The 16904-nt window shown below is 70.8% G+C and carries 14 protein-coding genes; 7 read left to right on the top strand and 7 right to left on the bottom strand.

Annotated features, from left to right (window positions below):
- Positions 1 to 90: 90 nt before the first annotated feature.
- Together ABZ721_RS30220 and ABZ721_RS30215 are read right to left on the bottom strand one after the other, a co-directional pair.
- Positions 91 to 1380 (bottom strand): M18 family aminopeptidase, encoded by a 1290-nt coding sequence (locus ABZ721_RS30220; protein WP_358791926.1) that lies wholly within the window; start codon positions 1378 to 1380, stop codon positions 91 to 93.
- A gap of 162 nt (positions 1381 to 1542) precedes the next feature.
- On the bottom strand, positions 1543 to 3369 hold the full coding sequence (locus ABZ721_RS30215; RefSeq protein ID WP_358791925.1) for an acyl-CoA dehydrogenase: 1827 nt from the start codon (positions 3367 to 3369) through the stop codon (positions 1543 to 1545).
- Positions 3370 to 3563: 194 nt separating this feature from the next.
- Here ABZ721_RS30215 and ABZ721_RS30210 point away from each other — a divergent pair, with 194 nt between their 5' ends.
- Together ABZ721_RS30210 and ABZ721_RS30205 are read left to right on the top strand one after the other, a co-directional pair.
- Entirely contained in the window at positions 3564 to 3947 is a 384-nt protein-coding gene (locus tag ABZ721_RS30210) for an SseB family protein (protein ID WP_203674324.1), read from the top strand.
- Positions 3948 to 4056: 109 nt separating this feature from the next.
- Positions 4057 to 5007 carry a pirin family protein gene (locus tag ABZ721_RS30205; protein WP_358791924.1) on the top strand — a complete coding sequence of 317 codons (951 nt, stop codon included), beginning with the start codon at positions 4057 to 4059 and terminating at the stop codon, positions 5005 to 5007.
- Between the two features lie 42 nt (positions 5008 to 5049).
- Here ABZ721_RS30205 and ABZ721_RS30200 read toward each other — a convergent pair whose 3' ends face one another.
- Entirely contained in the window at positions 5050 to 7113 is a 2064-nt protein-coding gene (locus ABZ721_RS30200; RefSeq protein WP_358791923.1) for a SpoIIE family protein phosphatase, read from the bottom strand.
- Positions 7114 to 7233: 120 nt separating this feature from the next.
- On the opposite strand from ABZ721_RS30200, the gene aspS reads away from it, so the two are divergent.
- A complete protein-coding gene (aspS, locus tag ABZ721_RS30195) occupies positions 7234 to 9000 on the top strand; it encodes an aspartate--tRNA ligase (protein WP_358791922.1) in 1767 nt (588 codons plus the stop codon).
- A gap of 66 nt (positions 9001 to 9066) precedes the next feature.
- Here the strand turns inward: aspS and metG are convergent, their stop codons facing one another.
- Complete coding sequence (gene metG, locus ABZ721_RS30190) at positions 9067 to 10797, bottom strand: methionine--tRNA ligase (protein ID WP_358791921.1); 1731 nt, start codon at positions 10795 to 10797, stop codon at positions 9067 to 9069.
- A gap of 237 nt (positions 10798 to 11034) precedes the next feature.
- Between metG and ABZ721_RS30185 the strand changes: the two genes are divergently transcribed.
- Positions 11035 to 11268: a DUF397 domain-containing protein gene (locus ABZ721_RS30185; protein ID WP_138351260.1), complete on the top strand. Its 234-nt coding sequence runs from the start codon at positions 11035 to 11037 to the stop codon at positions 11266 to 11268.
- Between the two features lie 12 nt (positions 11269 to 11280).
- Here ABZ721_RS30185 and ABZ721_RS30180 read toward each other — a convergent pair whose 3' ends face one another.
- Positions 11281 to 11772 (bottom strand): ATP-binding protein, encoded by a 492-nt coding sequence (locus tag ABZ721_RS30180; protein WP_358791920.1) that lies wholly within the window; start codon positions 11770 to 11772, stop codon positions 11281 to 11283.
- A gap of 180 nt (positions 11773 to 11952) precedes the next feature.
- Between ABZ721_RS30180 and ABZ721_RS30175 the strand changes: the two genes are divergently transcribed.
- A complete protein-coding gene (locus ABZ721_RS30175) occupies positions 11953 to 12819 on the top strand; it encodes a helix-turn-helix transcriptional regulator (protein ID WP_358791919.1) in 867 nt (288 codons plus the stop codon).
- A 195-nt stretch (positions 12820 to 13014) separates the two neighbouring features.
- A complete protein-coding gene (locus ABZ721_RS30170; protein WP_358791918.1) occupies positions 13015 to 13422 on the top strand; it encodes an anti-sigma factor antagonist in 408 nt (135 codons plus the stop codon).
- 12 nt (positions 13423 to 13434) lie between these two features.
- Here the strand turns inward: ABZ721_RS30170 and ABZ721_RS30165 are convergent, their stop codons facing one another.
- Positions 13435 to 14250, bottom strand: a complete 816-nt coding sequence (locus ABZ721_RS30165) for a YhjD/YihY/BrkB family envelope integrity protein (RefSeq protein ID WP_358791917.1) — start codon at positions 14248 to 14250, stop codon at positions 13435 to 13437.
- Positions 14247 to 14486: a hypothetical protein gene (locus ABZ721_RS30160; protein ID WP_358791916.1), complete on the bottom strand. Its 240-nt coding sequence runs from the start codon at positions 14484 to 14486 to the stop codon at positions 14247 to 14249. Before ABZ721_RS30160 ends, ABZ721_RS30165 begins: the two co-directional genes overlap by 4 nt.
- 276 nt (positions 14487 to 14762) lie before the next feature.
- On the opposite strand from ABZ721_RS30160, the gene ABZ721_RS30155 reads away from it, so the two are divergent.
- The gene (locus tag ABZ721_RS30155; protein ID WP_358791933.1) at positions 14763 to 16886 is read left to right on the top strand and encodes a SpoIIE family protein phosphatase; all 2124 of its coding nucleotides are present in this window, start codon (positions 14763 to 14765) and stop codon (positions 16884 to 16886) included.
- Positions 16887 to 16904: the final 18 nt, after the last annotated feature.

The raw sequence follows: 16904 nt of genomic DNA, 5'->3' as shown, positions 1-16904 counted from the left end.
GGGGGTGGGGCGCCCCGCCCCCCCCCCCGCCGGGGGCGGGGGGGCGGGGGGGGGGGGGGGGGCCGGGGGGGGGCCCCCCCGGACCGGCCGTCAGCTCTCGATGAAGGACTTCAGGGCGCTGGCCAGCAGGTACGGGTCGTCCGAGCCGCTCAACTCGCGGGCGGAGTGCATCGACAGGATCGGCACGCCGACATCGACCGTGGTGATGCCGTGCCGGGCAGCGGTGATCGGGCCGATCGTCGTGCCGCACGGCATGGCGTTGCTCGACACGAAGTGCTGGAACGGCACCCCGACGCGCTCGCAGGCGGCGGTGAAGATGCCGCGTCCCGAACCGTCCGTGGCGTAGCGCTGGTTGACGTTGGTCTTGAGGATCGGGCCGCCGTTGGCGCGCGGGTGGTGCGTGGGGTCGTGCCGCTCGACGTAGTTGGGGTGCACCGCGTGGCCGGAGTCGGACGAGACGCAGACCGTGCCGGCCAGCGCGCGCTGCCGGTGCTCGTAGTCGCCGCCGCGGGCGTGCACCGAGCGCTCCAGGACGTTGCCGAGCAGGGGGCCCTGCGCGCCGGTGTCGGACTCGCTGCCGTTCTCCTCGTGGTCGAACGCGGCGAGGACGGGGATGTACGGGACGTCCTGGCCGGCGACGGCGGCCAGCGCCGCCGTGGCGGCGTGCACGGAGAGCAGGTTGTCCATCCGGGGCGAGGCCAGCAGTTCGCGGTCGCGGCCGAGGTAGGCGGGCGGCTGCACGTCGTGCGCCATCACGTCCCAGCCGACGACGTCGGACCCGCTCACCCCGGCCTCCCCGGCGAGGAAGTCGATGAGGTCGCCGTCGCTGGCCTTGCCGAGGCCCCAGACGGGCTGCATGTGCCGCTGCTTGTCCAGTGCGAGGCCGTTGTCGTTGACGCCCCGGTCCAGGTGGATGGCGAGCTGCGGGACGCGCAGCAGCGGCCGGTCGACGTTGACCAGCCGGGAGGAGCCGTCGCGCAGCGTCAGCCGGCCGGAGAGCCCGAGGTCGCGGTCGAGCCAGCTGTTGAGCAGCGGTCCGCCGTAGAGCTCCACGGCGACCTGCCGCCAGCCGGCCGTGCCCATGTCCGGGCGGGGCTTGACGCGCAGGTTCGGCGAGTCGGTGTGCGCGCCCATGATGCGGAACGGGGTCTCGGGCCGAGCGCCCTCGGGGACGTACCAGGCGACGATCGCGCCGCCGCGCAGCACGTACTTCCCGCCCGTCGCACCGTCCCAGGAGTCGGTCTCCCGGACCTGCCGGAATCCGGCCTTCTCCAGCCGCTCGGCCGCGCAGGCCACCGCGTGGTAGGGCGACGGACTGGCCTGCACAAAGGCCATCAGGTCATCGGTGTGGGTACGGGTGAAGTGAGGGTGGACGCTCATGGAGCCAGCATAGGAGTCCCTGCCCGCGGGACGGCGTCGGAGGGGTCCGCGGCGGGCTTCACAGGGGCCCCTACCGAGCCCCGGGGGCAACGCGCGGGGCCGCGCCGCCCGCCCGGGGAATCGGGGGTGGGCGGCGCGGCCTCGCGCCGGGTGCGGGGGAGGCTAGAAGGCCTCTTCCGGCAGGTCCATCACGTCGAGGGTGACGGTCTCGGCCAGCGAGCGCTGGACGCCGACGTTCGGCAGGATGTTGGCGGCGAAGAACTTCGCGGCCGCGATCTTGCCGGTGTAGAAGGCGGCGTCCTTCGGGCCCGCGGACGGCAGCTTCTCGGCGGCCACGGCGGCACCGCGCAGCAGCAGGTAGCCGATGACGACGTCGCCGGAGGCGAGCAGCAGGCGGGTGGAGTTCAGGCCCACCTTGTAGATGGACCGGACGTCCTTCTCGGTGCCGGCCAGGTCGGTCAGCATGGCGCCGACGATGGCCTCCAGGTCCACGGCGGACGTGGCGAGCTGCTCGCGGGCGGCGGCCAGCTCCTCGCCGCCGACGGCCTCGGCGAGGAACTTCTTGATCTCCTCGGACAGGGTGGTCAGTGCCTGGCCCTGGTCGCGGACGATCTTGCGGAAGAAGTAGTCCTGGCCCTGGATCGCGGTGGTGCCCTCGTAGAGGGTGTCGATCTTGGCGTCCCGGATGTACTGCTCGATCGGGTACTCCTGCAGGTAGCCGGAGCCGCCGAAGGTCTGCAGGGACTGGGCGAGCTGCTCGTAGGACTTCTCGGAGCCGTACCCCTTGACGATCGGGAGCAGCAGGTCGTTGAGGCCGATGAGCGCCTTGGCGTCCTCGCCCGCCGCCTCCTTGACCGCGATCTGGTCCTGGACGGAGGCGGTGTAGAGCACCAGGGAGCGCATGCCCTCGGCGTACGCCTTCTGCGTCATCAGCGAGCGGCGCACGTCAGGGTGGTGCGTGATGGTGACCTTCGGCGCGGTCTTGTCCATGAACTGCGCGAGGTCCGGGCCCTGCACGCGCTCCTTGGCGTACTCCAGCGCGTTCAGGTAGCCGGTGGAGAGGGTCGCGATGGCCTTCGTGCCGACCATCATGCGGGCGAACTCGATGATGCGGAACATCTGGCGGATGCCGTCGTGCTTGTCACCGAGCAGCCAGCCCTTGGCGGGGTGCTGGTCGCCGAAGGTCATCTCGCAGGTGTTGGAGGCCTTGAGGCCCATCTTGTGCTCGACGTTCGTGGCGTAGGCGCCGTTGCGCTCGCCCAGCTCGCCGGTCTCCCAGTCGAAGTCGTACTTCGGCACGATGAAGAGCGACAGGCCCTTGGTGCCGGGGCCGGCGCCCTCGGGGCGGGCCAGCACCAGGTGGATGATGTTCTCGGACATGTCGTGCTCGCCCGAGGTGATGAAGCGCTTGACGCCCTCGATGTGCCAGGAGCCGTCCTCCTGCTCGACGGCCTTGGTGCGGCCCGCGCCGACGTCGGAGCCCGCGTCGGGCTCGGTCAGCACCATCGTGGCGCCCCACTGGCGGTCCACCATGAGCTGGGCGACCTTGGCCTGCTCCTCGGTGCCCTCCTCGAAGACGACGCCGGCGAACGCCGGGCCGGAGGAGTACATCCAGATGGCCGGGTTGGAGCCGAGGATCAGCTCCGCGTACGACCAGATGAGGGAGGCGGGGGTCTTGGTGCCGCCGATCTCCTCGGGGATGCCCAGGCGCCAGTACTCCGAGTCCATGAAGGACTGGTAGCTCTTCTTGAAGGTGTCCGGCACCGGGGCGGTGTTGTCCGCCGGGTCGAAGACCGGCGGGTTGCGGTCGGCGTCGGTGAAGGACGCGGCCAGCTCGTTCTCCGCGAGGCGCGCGACCTCGCTGAGGATGCTCTTGGCGGTCTCCACGTCCATCTCGGCGAACGGGCCGGTGCCGTAGAGCTTGTCGCGGCCGAGCACCTCGAAGAGGTTGAACTCGATGTCGCGGAGGTTGGACTTGTAGTGGCCCATGACGACGGCTCCGTATCGCACTCGATCAGTTACGTGGCAGTACTACAGCAAGCAGTAATACAGAATGATGCTACCCGCCGGTAATAAGAAGCAACCCCTTGCCGCCCGGATGTGACGGGACACTCGCTAGTCTTGGGTGCGTGTACGGCTACGACCAGACCTCGCATCCAGGCCCACCGCCCGGCGCTGCCCCGATGCCGGGGGTGTACCCCGAGCCGTCCCCACCCTCGCTCGCGGACGCCGTCAGGGCCTTCACCACGGGTTCTCTGTCCGCGGAGGACTTCCAGGCGATCTTCTCGACGTCGAAGGTCTACTGCCCGCGCGGTGAGAACCCCGGATTCCTGGCGCTGCACGACACGCAGCAGCCCGTGATCCCGATGTTCACCTCGCTCAAGGAGCTGCGGCGGTACGCGGGCAAGGAGTCCAAGTACTTCGTCATCACCGGCGCCGAGGTGCTCGACCTGCTGCCGACCGGCTACGGCTTCGTCCTGGACATCGACGGCCAGCACCGGATGGTCTTCGACGCGAAGGCCGTCGAGCAGATGGTGGAGTTCACGATGCGCCGGATGTACGGCTAGCACCCGCTGTTCCATTCGCTGCCCACCCGCTGACCTGCTGGAATATTGCGCGCCTTGCCGAATGTTCACTATTCAACTAAGTTGGATCCAGAACACGAGGAGGACCGCCATGCCCGCCGTGACCGTCGAGAACCCGTTGACCCTGCCGCGCGTGTCCGCGCCCGCCGACGCGGTGCCGCGTCCGGCGCTGGCCGTCTCCACCGCGCCGAGCGGTTTCGAGGGCGAGGGCTTCCCCGTCCGCCGCGCCTTCGCGGGCATCGACTACAAGAACCTCGACCCGTTCATCATGATGGACCAGATGGGTGAGGTGGAGTACGCGCCGGGTGAGCCGAAGGGCACCCCCTGGCACCCGCACCGCGGCTTCGAGACCGTCACCTACCTGATCGACGGCACCTTCGTGCACCAGGACTCGCACGGCGGTGGCGGCGTGATCAACGGTGGCGACACCCAGTGGATGACGGCGGGCAGCGGTCTGCTGCACATCGAGGCGCCGCCGGAGGAGCTGGTCGTCAACGGCGGGCTCTTCCACGGGCTGCAGCTGTGGGTGAACCTGCCGAAGAGCGACAAGATGATGCCGCCCAAGTACCAGGACATCGGCGGCGGCCAGGTCAAGCTGCTGACGTCCGCCGACGGCGGCGCGCTGATCCGGCTGATCGCGGGCGACCTCGGCGGCCACGCGGGCCCCGGCGCCACCCACACCCCGATCACGATGACCCACGTCTCCCTCAACCCGGGCGCCGAGGTCACGCTGCCCTGGCGGCCGGAGTTCAACGCCCTCGCCTACGGTCTCGCCGGCCGCGGCACCGCGGGCCCCGGCGGGCGCCCGTTCCGCACCGGGCAGACGGTCGTCTTCGGCAAGGGCGACTCGCTCACCATCAAGGCGGACGAGTCGCAGGAATCGCGCAGCCCGAACTTCGAGGTCGTGCTCCTCGGCGGACAGCCGATCCGGGAGCCGATGATGCAGTACGGGCCGTTCGTGATGAACACCCACGCCGAGCTGGCGCAGGCCTTCGAGGACTTCCAGGCCGGCCGCCTCGGCCGGATCCCGGCCGGCGCCTGAGCACCGAGCCCCGACGTCGGGCCTGACCCCCGTACCAGGGGGTCAGGCCCGTCCGTCGTCCGCGGCGGTCTCGTGGATCTCGAACCAGATCGCCTTGCCGTCGCCCCGGGGATCGACACCCCAGGCGTCGGCCAGGCTCTCGATCAGCATCAGCCCGCGCCCCGACGAGGCCATCTCGCCGGGGCTGCGGCGATGCGGCATGTCGTCGCTGCGGTCGCCCACGTCGATCCGCAGCCGGCGGCTGCCCGCCACCCCGACCAGCCGCGCGGTCAGCACCGCGTCCTCGTCGGTGTGCACCAGGACGTTGGTGATCAGCTCCGAGACGAGCAGCACCGCCGCGTCCACCTGGTCCGGAACGGCCCAGTCGTGCAGCAGCGCGCGGATCTCGTGGCGGGCCTCGCGGATCTGCCGCGGCGCGCTCTGCGCGACGGTGAGCACCGTCCGGCGCCCGGGTACGACACCGGCCGTGCCGTCCAGGTCGCGGCGCAGCAGCATCAGCGCGATGTCGTCCTCGCGGCGGTCGGCGAGCGGCCCGGTGGAGTGGTGCGACGCCGGACCGTGCACGGTCCGCACCAGGTGGTCGGCGAGCGCCTCCAGGTCGTCCGCGGGGCCGGACTGCATCGCGGCGCGCAGCCGCTGCCAGCCGGTCTCCAGGTCGTGGCCGCCGGTCTCGATCAGTCCGTCGGTGCAGATCAGCAGGATCTCCCCGGGCTCCAGCGCCAGCCGGGTGGTGGGGTAGTCGCTGTCGGGGGCGATGCCCAGCGGCAGCCCGCCCGCCGTGCGGCGGATGATCGAGGTGCCGTCGCCCATCCGGATGGCGGGCTCCGGGTGCCCGGCCCTGACCACGTCCAGGGTGCCGGTCGCCGGGTCCGCCTCCAGGTACAGGCAGGTCGCGAACCGGTCGTCGTCGCCGTGGTCCGGGTCGCTGAGCCCGGCGAGGAACCGCGAGGTGCGCGACAGCACGGCGTCCGGGCGGTGGCCCTCGGCGGCGTAGGCGCGCAGCGCGATCCGCAGCTGGCCCATGAGCCCGGCGGCGCGCACGTCATGGCCCTGCACGTCGCCGATGACCAGGGCGGTGCGGCCGGACGGCAGGTCGATCGCGTCGTACCAGTCGCCGCCGACCTGCAGCCCGCCGCCGGTGGGCACGTAGCGGGCGGCGACCGTCATGCCCTCGATGCCCGGACCCCGGGTGGGGAGCATGGTGCGCTGCAGCCCGTCGGAGAGTTCCCGCTCGGATTCGTGCAGGTGGGCGCGGGACAGCGCCTGGGCGAGCATCCGGGCGACGGTGGTGAGCACGGAGCGTTCGTCGGGGGTGAAGTCGACCGGCTCGCGGAAGGCCGCCATCCACGCGCCGATCGTGTTGCCCGCGACCACCAGCGGGAGGAAGGCCCAGGAGGAGCGGCCGAACGGCTTGGCCAGCGGCCAGGTGGCCGGGAAGCGCTGCGCGTACGCCTCGGGGGTCGGCAGGTAGACCGCCCGGCCGGTGCGGACCACCAGCGCGGCCGGGTACTCGGTGGCCACCGGCATGTCCATGAAGGGCCCGTCGGTGCCGACGGAGTGGCCGTGGTGCCCGATGATCGACACCCGGTCCCCCCGGACGCCGAAGACGGCCAGGCCGTCGGGGGAGAACCCCGGCATGGACAGCGTCGCCGCCACCCGCAGCACCTCGGCCGTGCTGTCCGCCTCCGCCAGGGCCCGTCCCGCGTCCAGCAGGAAGGCCTCACGGGCCCGCCGCCAGTCCCCGGAGGCCGGAGCGCCGCCCAACGCGGCGGCGCGCGCCTCGTGCAGCGTGCCGGCCATCGTGAGCGGGCCGGTCGGCCGCATCCTGATCCGCACGGTCCGCAGGATGCCGCCGTCGTCGCCCACCACCCGCAGCAGGGACTCCATCACGGTGCCCTCGGCGCGGGCCAGGGCCACGCCGCCGCTGAGGGCCACGTAGTCCTCGGCGTGCAGGCACGCGCGCACGGCCGACGAGCGGTAGGTGACCGCCTCCGCGGGGAACCCCAGGAGCGCGGCCGCCGTGGCGTCCAGGCCCACGGTGCCGGCCGTCTCGTCCCAGTGCCACAGCCCTGTGCCGACGGCGGCCAGAACCTCCTCGGTGCGCATTGGGACAGTTTATGAGGGTTTGGGCGAGTCATACGAATGGGGGCCGGCGTCCTGGCGCCGGTAGGCTGTGACGGGCCCCTTCCGGGCTCCTTCACCGAAATCCGACGACTTGGATGAACGATGCATCGGTACCGGTCCCACACCTGCGGCGAGCTGCGCGCCACTGACGTCGACACCGACGTCCGCCTGTCCGGGTGGCTGCACAATCGCCGCGATCTGGGCGGTGTCCTCTTCGTCGACCTCCGGGACCACTACGGTTTCGTCCAGCTGGTCGTCCGCCCCGGCTCGCCCGCGTACGACCAGCTCAGCAGCCAGTCCAAGGAATCCGTCGTCCGCGTCGACGGCCGGGTGCTCGCGCGCAGCGCCGAGAACGTGAACCCGGACCTGCCGACGGGCGAGATCGAGATCGACGTCACCTCGTTCGAGGTGCTCGGCGCCGCCGACCCGCTGCCCTTCCCGGTCTTCCCGGAGGACAACGCGAACGAGGAGGCGCGGCTCACCAACCGCTTCCTGGACCTGCGCCGGCAGCGCATGCACAAGAACATCATGCTGCGCTCGGAGGTCATCGCCTTCCTCCGCAAGGAGATGACGGCGCTCGGCTTCAACGAGCTGGCCACCCCGATCCTGTCGGCCACCTCCCCCGAGGGCGCCCGCGACTTCCTGGTCCCCTCGCGGGTGCACGCCGGCAAGTTCTACGCGCTGCCGCAGGCCCCGCAGCAGTTCAAGCAGCTGCTGATGATCGCCGGCTTCGACCGCTACTTCCAGATCGCGCCGTGCTTCCGCGACGAGGACTCCCGGGCGGATCGCTCGCCCGGCGAGTTCTACCAGCTCGACATCGAGATGAGCTTCGTCGAGCAGGAGGACGTCTTCGGCGTCATCGAGAAGGTCATGACCGACCTCTTCACCCAGTACGGCGGCGGCCGTGAGGTCACCTCGCCGTTCCCGCGCATCCCGCTGCGCGAGTCGATGCTCAAGTACGGCAACGACAAGCCGGACCTGCGCGCCAAGCTGGAGCTCACCGACGTCTCGGACATCTTCGCCGGCTCCGGCTTCAAGGCCTTCGCCGACAAGCACGTCCGCGCGCTGGCCGTGCCGGACACCGCGGACCAGTCGCGGAAGTTCTTCGACCAGCTGGGCGAGTACGCGGTTGAGCAGGGCGCGAAGGGCCTGGCCTGGGTCCGCGTCGGCGAGGACAACGCGCTGACCGGCCCGATCGCCAAGTTCCTGACCGAGGACGACGTCAAGGCCCTGCTGGCCGCCGTCGACGCCAAGCCCGGCCACGCGATCTTCTTCGGCGCCGGCGAGTTCGGCGAGGTCTCCAAGATCATGGCGGCCGTCCGCGTCGAGGCCGCCAAGCGCGCCGGCCACTTCGAGGAGAACGTCTTCCGGTTCTGCTGGGTCGTCGACTTCCCGATGTTCGAGAAGAACGAGGACACCGGCGCGATCGAGTTCTCCCACAACCCGTTCTCCATGCCGCAGGGCGGCCTGGAGGCGCTGGAGACCAAGGACCCGCTCGACATCCTCGCCTGGCAGTACGACATCGTCTGCAACGGGATCGAGCTGTCCTCCGGCGCGATCCGGAACCACGAGCCCGCGGTCATGTACAAGGCGTTCGAGATCGCCGGCTACGACCAGGCGACCGTGGAGAAGGAGTTCGGCGGCATGCTGCGCGCCTTCCACTTCGGCGCCCCGCCGCACGGCGGCATCGCCCCGGGCGTGGACCGCATGGTCATGCTGCTCGCGGACGAGCCCAACATCCGCGAGACCATCGCGTTCCCGCTCAACCAGCACGCCCAGGACCTGCTGATGGGCGCGCCGAGCGAGGTCGAGGAGAGCCGCCTGCGCGAGCTGCACATCCAGCTCCGCAAGCCGCAGCCGAAGGTCTGAGTTCCGCACCGCACACGACGAAGGCCGCCCCGGAGGACCGGGGCGGCCTTCGTCGTGCGGCGGGCGTTACGCGGCGGCGTCGTCCGGGTTGCCGCCGAAGCGCTCGCGGTAGGCGTCGAGGTCCTCGTCGGTGATCTTGGCGAAGAGCACCGGCGGGACGGTGAACGGGGTGCCGGGCGGCAGGAAGGACAGGGCCTTGGCCTCGTCCTGGCTGACCCAGGTCCGCGTGTCGTCCGCGAGGGCGAAGGCGCTGCGCATCGCGGCGGACGAGGACGGGATGAACGGCTCGGAGACCACCGCGTACAGGTGGATGAGGTTCATCGCGGTGCGCAGGGTCAGGGCCGCGCCGTCCGGGTCCGTCTTGATCTCCATCCAGGGGGCCTTCTCCTCCAGGTAGGAGTTGCCCGCGCTCCACAGGGCGCGCAGCGCGGCGGCGGCCTTGCGGAACTGGAGGGTGTTCAGGTGGCCCTCGTACTCGGCCAGCAGCCCGGCGATCTGCTCGCCGAGCTTCGCCTCGGCCTCGCCGGCCGCGCTGCCCGCCGGCACGTCGTCACCGAAGCGCTTGCGGGAGAACGACAGGACGCGGTTGACGAAGTTGCCCAGGGTGTCGGCGAGGTCCTTGTTCACCGAGGAGGAGAAGACCTCCCAGGTGAACGAGGTGTCGTCGGACTCCGGGGCGTTGGCGATGAGGAAGTAGCGCCAGTAGTCGGCCGGCAGCAGGTCCAGCGCGGCGTCGGTGAAGATGCCGCGGCGCTGGCTGGTGGAGAACTTCCCGCCGTAGTACGTCAGCCAGTTGAAGGCCTTGACGTAGTCGACCTTCTTCCACGGCTCGCGGGTGCCCAGCTCGGTGGCGGGGAACATCACCGTGTGGAACGGGACGTTGTCCTTGGCCATGAACTCGGTGTACCGGACGTCGTCGGCCTCGTACCACCAGGACTTCCAGTCCCGGGTCTCCCCGTCGGGAGCCGCGTCCGCCCACTCCTTGGTGGAACCGATGTACTCGATCGGGGCGTCGAACCAGACGTAGAAGACCTTGCCGTCCGCCGCGAGCTCCGGCCACGTGTCGGCCGGGACCGGAACGCCCCACTCCAGGTCGCGGGTGATCGCGCGGTCCTGGAGGCCCTCGGTGAGCCACTTGCGGGCGATGGAGGACGCGAGGGTGGGCCACTCGCCACCCGCCTCGTCGATCCACGACTCGACCTCGCCGGCCAGCTTCGACTGCAGGAGGAACAGGTGCTTGGTCTCGCGGACCTCCAGCGCGCTGCTGCCGCTGATCGCGGAGCGCGGGTCGATCAGGTCCGTCGGGTCCAGCACGCGGGTGCAGTTCTCGCACTGGTCGCCGCGGGCCTTGTCGTAGCCGCAGTGCGGGCACGTGCCGACGATGTAGCGGTCCGGCAGGAAGCGCTCGTCGGCCAGCGAGTAGACCTGGCGGATCGCGCGCTCCTCGATGAAGCCGTTGGCCTGGAGGCGGCGCGCGAAGTGCTGGGTCAGCTCGCGGTTCTGCGGGGAGGAGCTGCGGCCGAAGTGGTCGAAGCGCAGCGCGAAGCCGTCGTAGATCGCCTTCTGCGCCAGGTGCTGCTCGGAGCAGAAGGTGTCGACCGGCAGACCGGCTTCCTTGGCGGCGAGTTCGGCCGGGGTGCCGTGCTCGTCGGTGGCGCAGATGTAGAGGACGTCGTGCCCGGTCTGACGCAAGTAGCGGGCGTAGACGTCGGCCGGGAGCATCGACCCCACCATGTTGCCCAAGTGCTTGATCCCGTTGATATAGGGCAGGGCGCTGGTGATGAGGTGTCGAGCCATTGCAGGCTGCTCCCAATTCGTTACGCGGGGTGAGTGATTGCTCTACGGACCGTCAATATCGTATCCGACCCCCCGGGCACCCCTTCTTGTTTTCCCCTGGAGCCCGCAGTGGGGCCCGTCACCGCTCACCGAGGGTGACTGCACGTGCACATGCACGTGCACATGCACGTGCTGGTGCAACCGGTTATCATCTGGCATATCCACCAGGGCAGTTACGGCGAATTTGGGGAGCGTCTGATGAGCCGGACACACAATGGCATGGCCTCGACAGATCTCCAGGGAGTCGTCTGGCAGAAGAGCCTGCACAGCAACGCGAACGGTACGTGCGTCGAGCTGGCACAGCTCCCCGGTGGCGAGGTGGCAGTTCGCAATTCACGCTTTCCGGACGGACCGGCGCTGATATATACGCGGGCCGAGATCGAATCACTGATTCTCGGGGTCAAGGATGGCGAGTTCGACCACCTTATGTGACCGTATATGCGCTTATAGCGATGGGTGTTCGTTCATTCCGGTCGGGGAATGGAAGAGCGCCCACACGACTTTTCCCGCACCGGTGAGCGGATGCCAGCCCCAGGTCTCGCTGTAGGACTCCACCAGGTGCAGTCCCCGCCCGGACTCCGCGACGAAGTCGGGCGTCCTGGCGACCGGTCCGACGGCGCTGGGGTCGCGGACGGCACAGACCACCCGCGAGGTCCAGCGGACCAGGCTGAGGTGGACCGGCGCGCCACCGGTGTCCGGGGGCACGCCGTAGCGGAGCGCGTTGGTGACGAGTTCCGAGGCGACCAGCTCGATGCTGTCGAAGAGCGGTGCCAGATCCCAGCGCTGCAGGGTCGCCCGGGTGAACCGGCGGGCGTCGCTGACGGCCTCGAACCGACCGGGCAGCTCGCACGTGGCGCCGCTGGACGCGGCGAGGCCCGCGGGGGCGAGCACTCCATCCCATAACGGCTCAAGCACGGTTGCGGCCTCAGTCCTCATGCGCGCCCACTGGGTATCTGCACGAACCCCATGGTCCCCAACGCCCACACGGTATGCAAGGGCGGATGCACGTGCAGATGCAAGAAACGATGCACGTGTGGTGCTGTGTGACCGGATGAGTACTCAACGCAGCGCAAAGGTGGCAGACTGCTGACGACCTAGGGGCGGAGCGTGACGTAAATGACCACAGGGCAGCCGGGAGGCGGGTCCATCGTGCGGCGAATCTTGCTGGGGGCCCAGCTGCGGCGGCTTCGCGAAGCAGGAGGAATCACCCGGGAGGCAGCCGGGTACTCCATTCGCGCGTCCGAATCCAAGATCAGTCGCATGGAGTTGGGACGCGTGAGCTTCAAGGAACGTGATGTCGCCGACCTGCTCACGCTCTACAACGTGGTGGAGGACGAGGACCGCGCGGCGCTCCTCGGTCTCGTGCGCGAGGCCAACGTGGCCGGCTGGTGGCATGGCTACGGGGACGTCCTCCCCGCCTGGTTCCAGACCTACGTGGGCCTGGAGGAGTCCGCCTCGCTGATCCGGACCTTCGAAGTCCAGTTCATCCACGGCCTGTTGCAGACCGAGGAGTACTCCCGGGCGGTCGTCGAGCTCGGCCACCCCGGCGCGGCGAAGTCCGAGGTCGAGCGCCGGGTCGGGCTGCGGATGGAGCGGCAGAAGCTGCTGGTCTCCGAGCGGGCGCCGCACTTCGTCGCGGTCATGGACGAGGGCGCGCTGTACCGCCCCTTCGGCGGACGCGACGTCATGCGCGGGCAGTTGAACCACCTGATGGAGGTGGCGCAGCAGCCGAACGTGACCGTCCACGTCCTGCCGTTCGAGATCGGCGGCCACGCGGCGGGCGGCGGCGCCTTCACCCTGCTGCGGTTCCCGGAGTCGGACCTGTCGGACCTGGTCTATCTGGAGCAGCTCACCAGCGCCCTCTACATCGACAAGCGCGAGGAAGTGGACTTCTACGGGCGGACCATGGAAAGGCTCTGCGCGGACAGCCTTTCCGAGGAGCGTTCCCTGGAGCGCCTGCGGAAGATCTATCAACAGGCCTGATACGCAGGGAGTATGACGGACCATCGGGAGCCCCTTTCGACGGTCCGTCCTCGTGGCCTTCACCCGAACGGGTGAAGATACGTATCCGTTCCGGTCCAGCGACTCCCCTGTGCGATTTCCCGACCGCTACGGTGACCGTAGGTCACCCCAGGCCCCGGTGGTCGCTCGCACGGTCGATCGCGGGAGGGGACGCCGGTGCAGGATGACGCCCACAGCCCTCCACCGTCAGGCCCACCCCCTCTGGTCCCCCCGGCCAATCCGTATGCGCGGACGTACCGGACCGGCGAGTTCACCGTCGTGGAGCTGTGCGGCGAACTCGACATCGACACCGCGCGGTTCGTGGCCCCGCACCTGGACCTCGTCTCCAGCGGGACGCCCCCGCTGCTGATCGTCGTCGACCTGCGCCCGCTGGAGTTCGTCGACTGCTACGGCCTGTCCCTGCTCTGCCGCACGCGCCACCGCGTCCGGCTCCGGGGCGGCGAGTTTCGGACAGTCTGCGACCGCCCGTCGACCCTGCGGCTGCTGCGGCTGACGGGTCTCGCCGAAACCTTCCTCCCGGTGCCGAGCCTCGCCCGTGCCCTGGACGGCCGGCCACCGCAGTGACCGCCGCGCCGGTCAGACGGTGACCGGGGGCGTGCCCAGCCGTCCGGCCAGCGGCTTCTCGTGCGCGAGCACATGGCCGGCGCAGATGCCGATCGTGACGACGGTGAAGAGCACGATCAGCCAGGAGAGCAGGGCGAAGAGCGACCCGAAGGGCCCGAACTGCCGCAGGCTGCGGTCGACGGCCCCCGGCATGTAGATCGCCGACCAGACGGTGACCCCCAGCACGCCCGCTGAGACCAGCACCGCTCCGGGCAGCAGCGGCAGCCACGGGATGCGGGAGCCCAGCAGGAGGCGCTGGGTCCACCACCACAGGAGCGTCGCGGAGACGAACTGCACCGGGACGCCGAGGGCCGGGCCCAGGCCGAAGCCGTTGTGCAGCGGGCCCTGGAGCAGCAGGTCGACCAGCCAGACCGCCAGCCAGATCACCCACCGCCAGGCCACGACGCGGGCCCCGGCCCGGGGCAGGTGCCAGGCCCGCTCGCACGTGCGCTGCAGGGCGCGGCTGCAGGCCGTCGCCGAGAGCAGGGTGACGATCACGCCGGCGATGCCGATGGAGTTGCTCTCGGCGTTGTCGTCGGCCGCGTAGACCTGCCGGACCTGGTCCAGGGCGTCGTCCCGCAGCCCGAGCACCGAGTGCAGCGAGGCGACGAGCTGGTCGCGGACGCCCTGGGGCGCGAACGCGGCGATCACGAACAGCGCGGGCAGGGCGCCGAGGAAGGCCTGGGCGGCCAGCCGGGTGGCGCAGTCCAGGACGTTGACCGCGGTGAACTCGCGGACCAGGCGCCCGACGAACGGAACCTTGTCCAGCACCCGGTCCAGCGCGGTCACAGGCGAGGGGGGTCCTCGAAGTACCGCTGTTCGTAGACGCGCTCGGACTGGTGGCGGCGGTCCGTGCGCCGGCGCCGGTTGTACGTCAGCAGCATGCCGAGGAGCAGGCCCGCCACTCCGCCGATCATGCAGATGGCACCCAGGACGTTGAGGTCGATCCACCGGGTCTGCCAGGTGATCGCGTATCTCAGGATCGCCCCGATGAGGATGAGGGCCAGCCCACCGGCTGCGGTCATGTCGAGGTCCTTCCGGGGCGGGTACGGCGTCGGTCGGCACCGGCTCTGCGCCCAGCCTGCGCGACCCCGCCCCCGCTGTCCTGTCGGGAGCCGCCGGGTTGGGCCGTTGGTGTGCAGCGCCGGGCGGCGCCCTGAACCGGCTGTCTAAATGCGAGCAAATAGGACGAAAGCTATGCTGGCGATGCGATCCCGGTAGGGGAACCGCGACTCCCCGGGGGTACGGACATGCCCGAACAGGACCGGTCGCCCGACCGCGACGAGCCCCCGTACACCGGGATGCCCGGCGACGGCCCGCCCGGCGACGACACACCCCGCGACGACGCACCCCGTACCGGCCCGGCCGAGCGCCTCGCCCTGAACCACATGGGCAGCTTCGACTGGGACCTCGGGCTCGGCACCCTGGAGCTGGACGCCGCCGCACTCGAGGTCTTCGACCTGCTGCCGGACGAGTACGACGGCCGGCCCGAGTCGCTGGCCGTCCGGGTCTCGCCCGAGGAGGGCGAGCGGCTCGACACCGAGTTCCGCCGCGCCCTGCACGATCACGCGTCGTCCTACGGCATGTACTTCCAGGTCTTCCTGCGGGACGGCACGGCGCGCTGGACGCACACCCAGGGCCGCATCCTGCGCGACGGGGACGGCAGAGGGGTGCGCGTCATCGGCATCGTGCGCGACGCCACCGCCGAGCTGTCGCACTCCACCCTGGTGCGGACCATGGAGCAGGACCGCGCGCGCCAGACCTCCATGGTGGAACGGACCACCCAGGCCCTGTCGCGGGCCGTCACGGTCGACGACGTCACGGCCACCTTGACCGGCAGCGGCGGCCTGGAGCGGTTCGGCGCCGACGGCCTCGCGCTGGGCCTGGCCGACGGCAGCATGCTCCGGATCATCGCGCTGACCGGCCGGTCGATGGAGGTCCTCGCCGACCTGCGGCTCACCCGGCTCGACGACGAACTCCCGCTGAACGAGGCGATCGTCACCCAGCGCCCCCGGTTCATGAGCTCGCTGTCGGAGCTCGCCGACCGCTTCCCCCGGCTGCGGCCCTACATCGGCGACCTGGAGATCGAGGCGGCGGCCTACCTCCCGCTGGTGGCCCAGGCGCGCTCCATCGGCGGCCTGTGCCTGTTCTACCGGGACCGCACCCACTTCACCGCCGAGGACCGCAACCTGTGCCTCGTCCTGGCGGGCATCGTCGCCCAGTCGCTGCAGCGCGCCATGCTCTTCGACCAGGAGCGCGAGTTCGCCACCGGGCTGCAGGCCTCGATGCTCCCGCGCCGGATCCCCGATGTCGTCGGCGGGGAGATCGCCGTGCGCTACCACGCGGCCTGGAGCGGCCGGGAGGTCGGCGGCGACTGGTACGACGTGATCCCGCTGCCGCAGGGCCGCATCGGGGTCGTCGTCGGCGACGTCGAGGGCCACGACACGCACGCGGCGGCCATGATGGGCCAGCTCCGCATCGTGCTGCGCGCTTACGCCGCCGAGGGCCACGCCCCCTCCACGGTGCTCGCGCGCGCCTCGCAGTTCCTCGCCGAGCTGGACACCGAGCGCTTCGCCACCTGCACCTACGCCCAGGTCGACCTGGCCACCGGCGACGTGCGCGTGGTGCGCGCCGGCCACCTCGGCCCGCTGATCCGCCACAACGACGGACGCACCGGCTGGCCCAACGTCCGCGGCGGACTGCCGCTCGGCCTGGCCACCCACTTCGAGGACCACGAGTACCCGGAGACCCGGCTGGACCTGGTGCCGGGGGAGACCCTGCTGCTGTGCACCGACGGGCTCGTCGAGCAGCCGGGCAAGGACATCGCCGAGGGCATGGACGAGCTGACCGACGCCGTGCGCCACGGACCGCACGGCGCCGCCGCGCTCGCCGACCACCTGGCCGACGGCCTGTGGGCCCGGCCGGGCGCGGAGGACGACATGGCGCTGCTCCTGCTGCGCCGGGCGCCCGACCCGGGCACCCTCAAGGCCCCGCGCATCCACCAGTACGTCCACCAGGCCGACCCGGAGGGGCTGGCCGAGGCCCGCACGGTGCTGCGGCAGGCGCTGGTGGACTGGGGCGCGGCCGGGCTGGTCGACGACGTCGAGCTGGTGGCGGGCGAACTGCTCACCAACGTCCTGCTGCACACCGAGGGCGGGGCCGTGATGACGCTGGAGATCGTCCCCGCGGTGCGCAGCCGCGTGCCGCGCCGGGTCCGGCTCTCCGTCCAGGACCGCTCCAGCGTCTGGCCCCGGCGCAGGACCCCCGGGGAGGCGGCGACCTCGGGCCGCGGCCTGCTGCTCATCGACTCCCTCGCCACCCGCTGGGGCGTGGAGCCGCGCGGGGAGGGCAAGTCGGTATGGGCCGAGTTCCAGTGGCACGCGGCGGCGCGGGAGTGCCCCGAGGCGGGGTACCCGGCCGCCTGACGGGGCGTGCCGGGCCCC

The sequence above is a fragment of the Streptomyces sp. NPDC006733 genome (genome assembly GCF_040636125.1).
Lineage (GTDB): Bacteria > Actinomycetota > Actinomycetes > Streptomycetales > Streptomycetaceae > Actinacidiphila.
The sequence above is the reverse complement of the archived record's forward strand: the minus strand, read 5'-3'. Positions and strand labels throughout refer to the sequence as shown.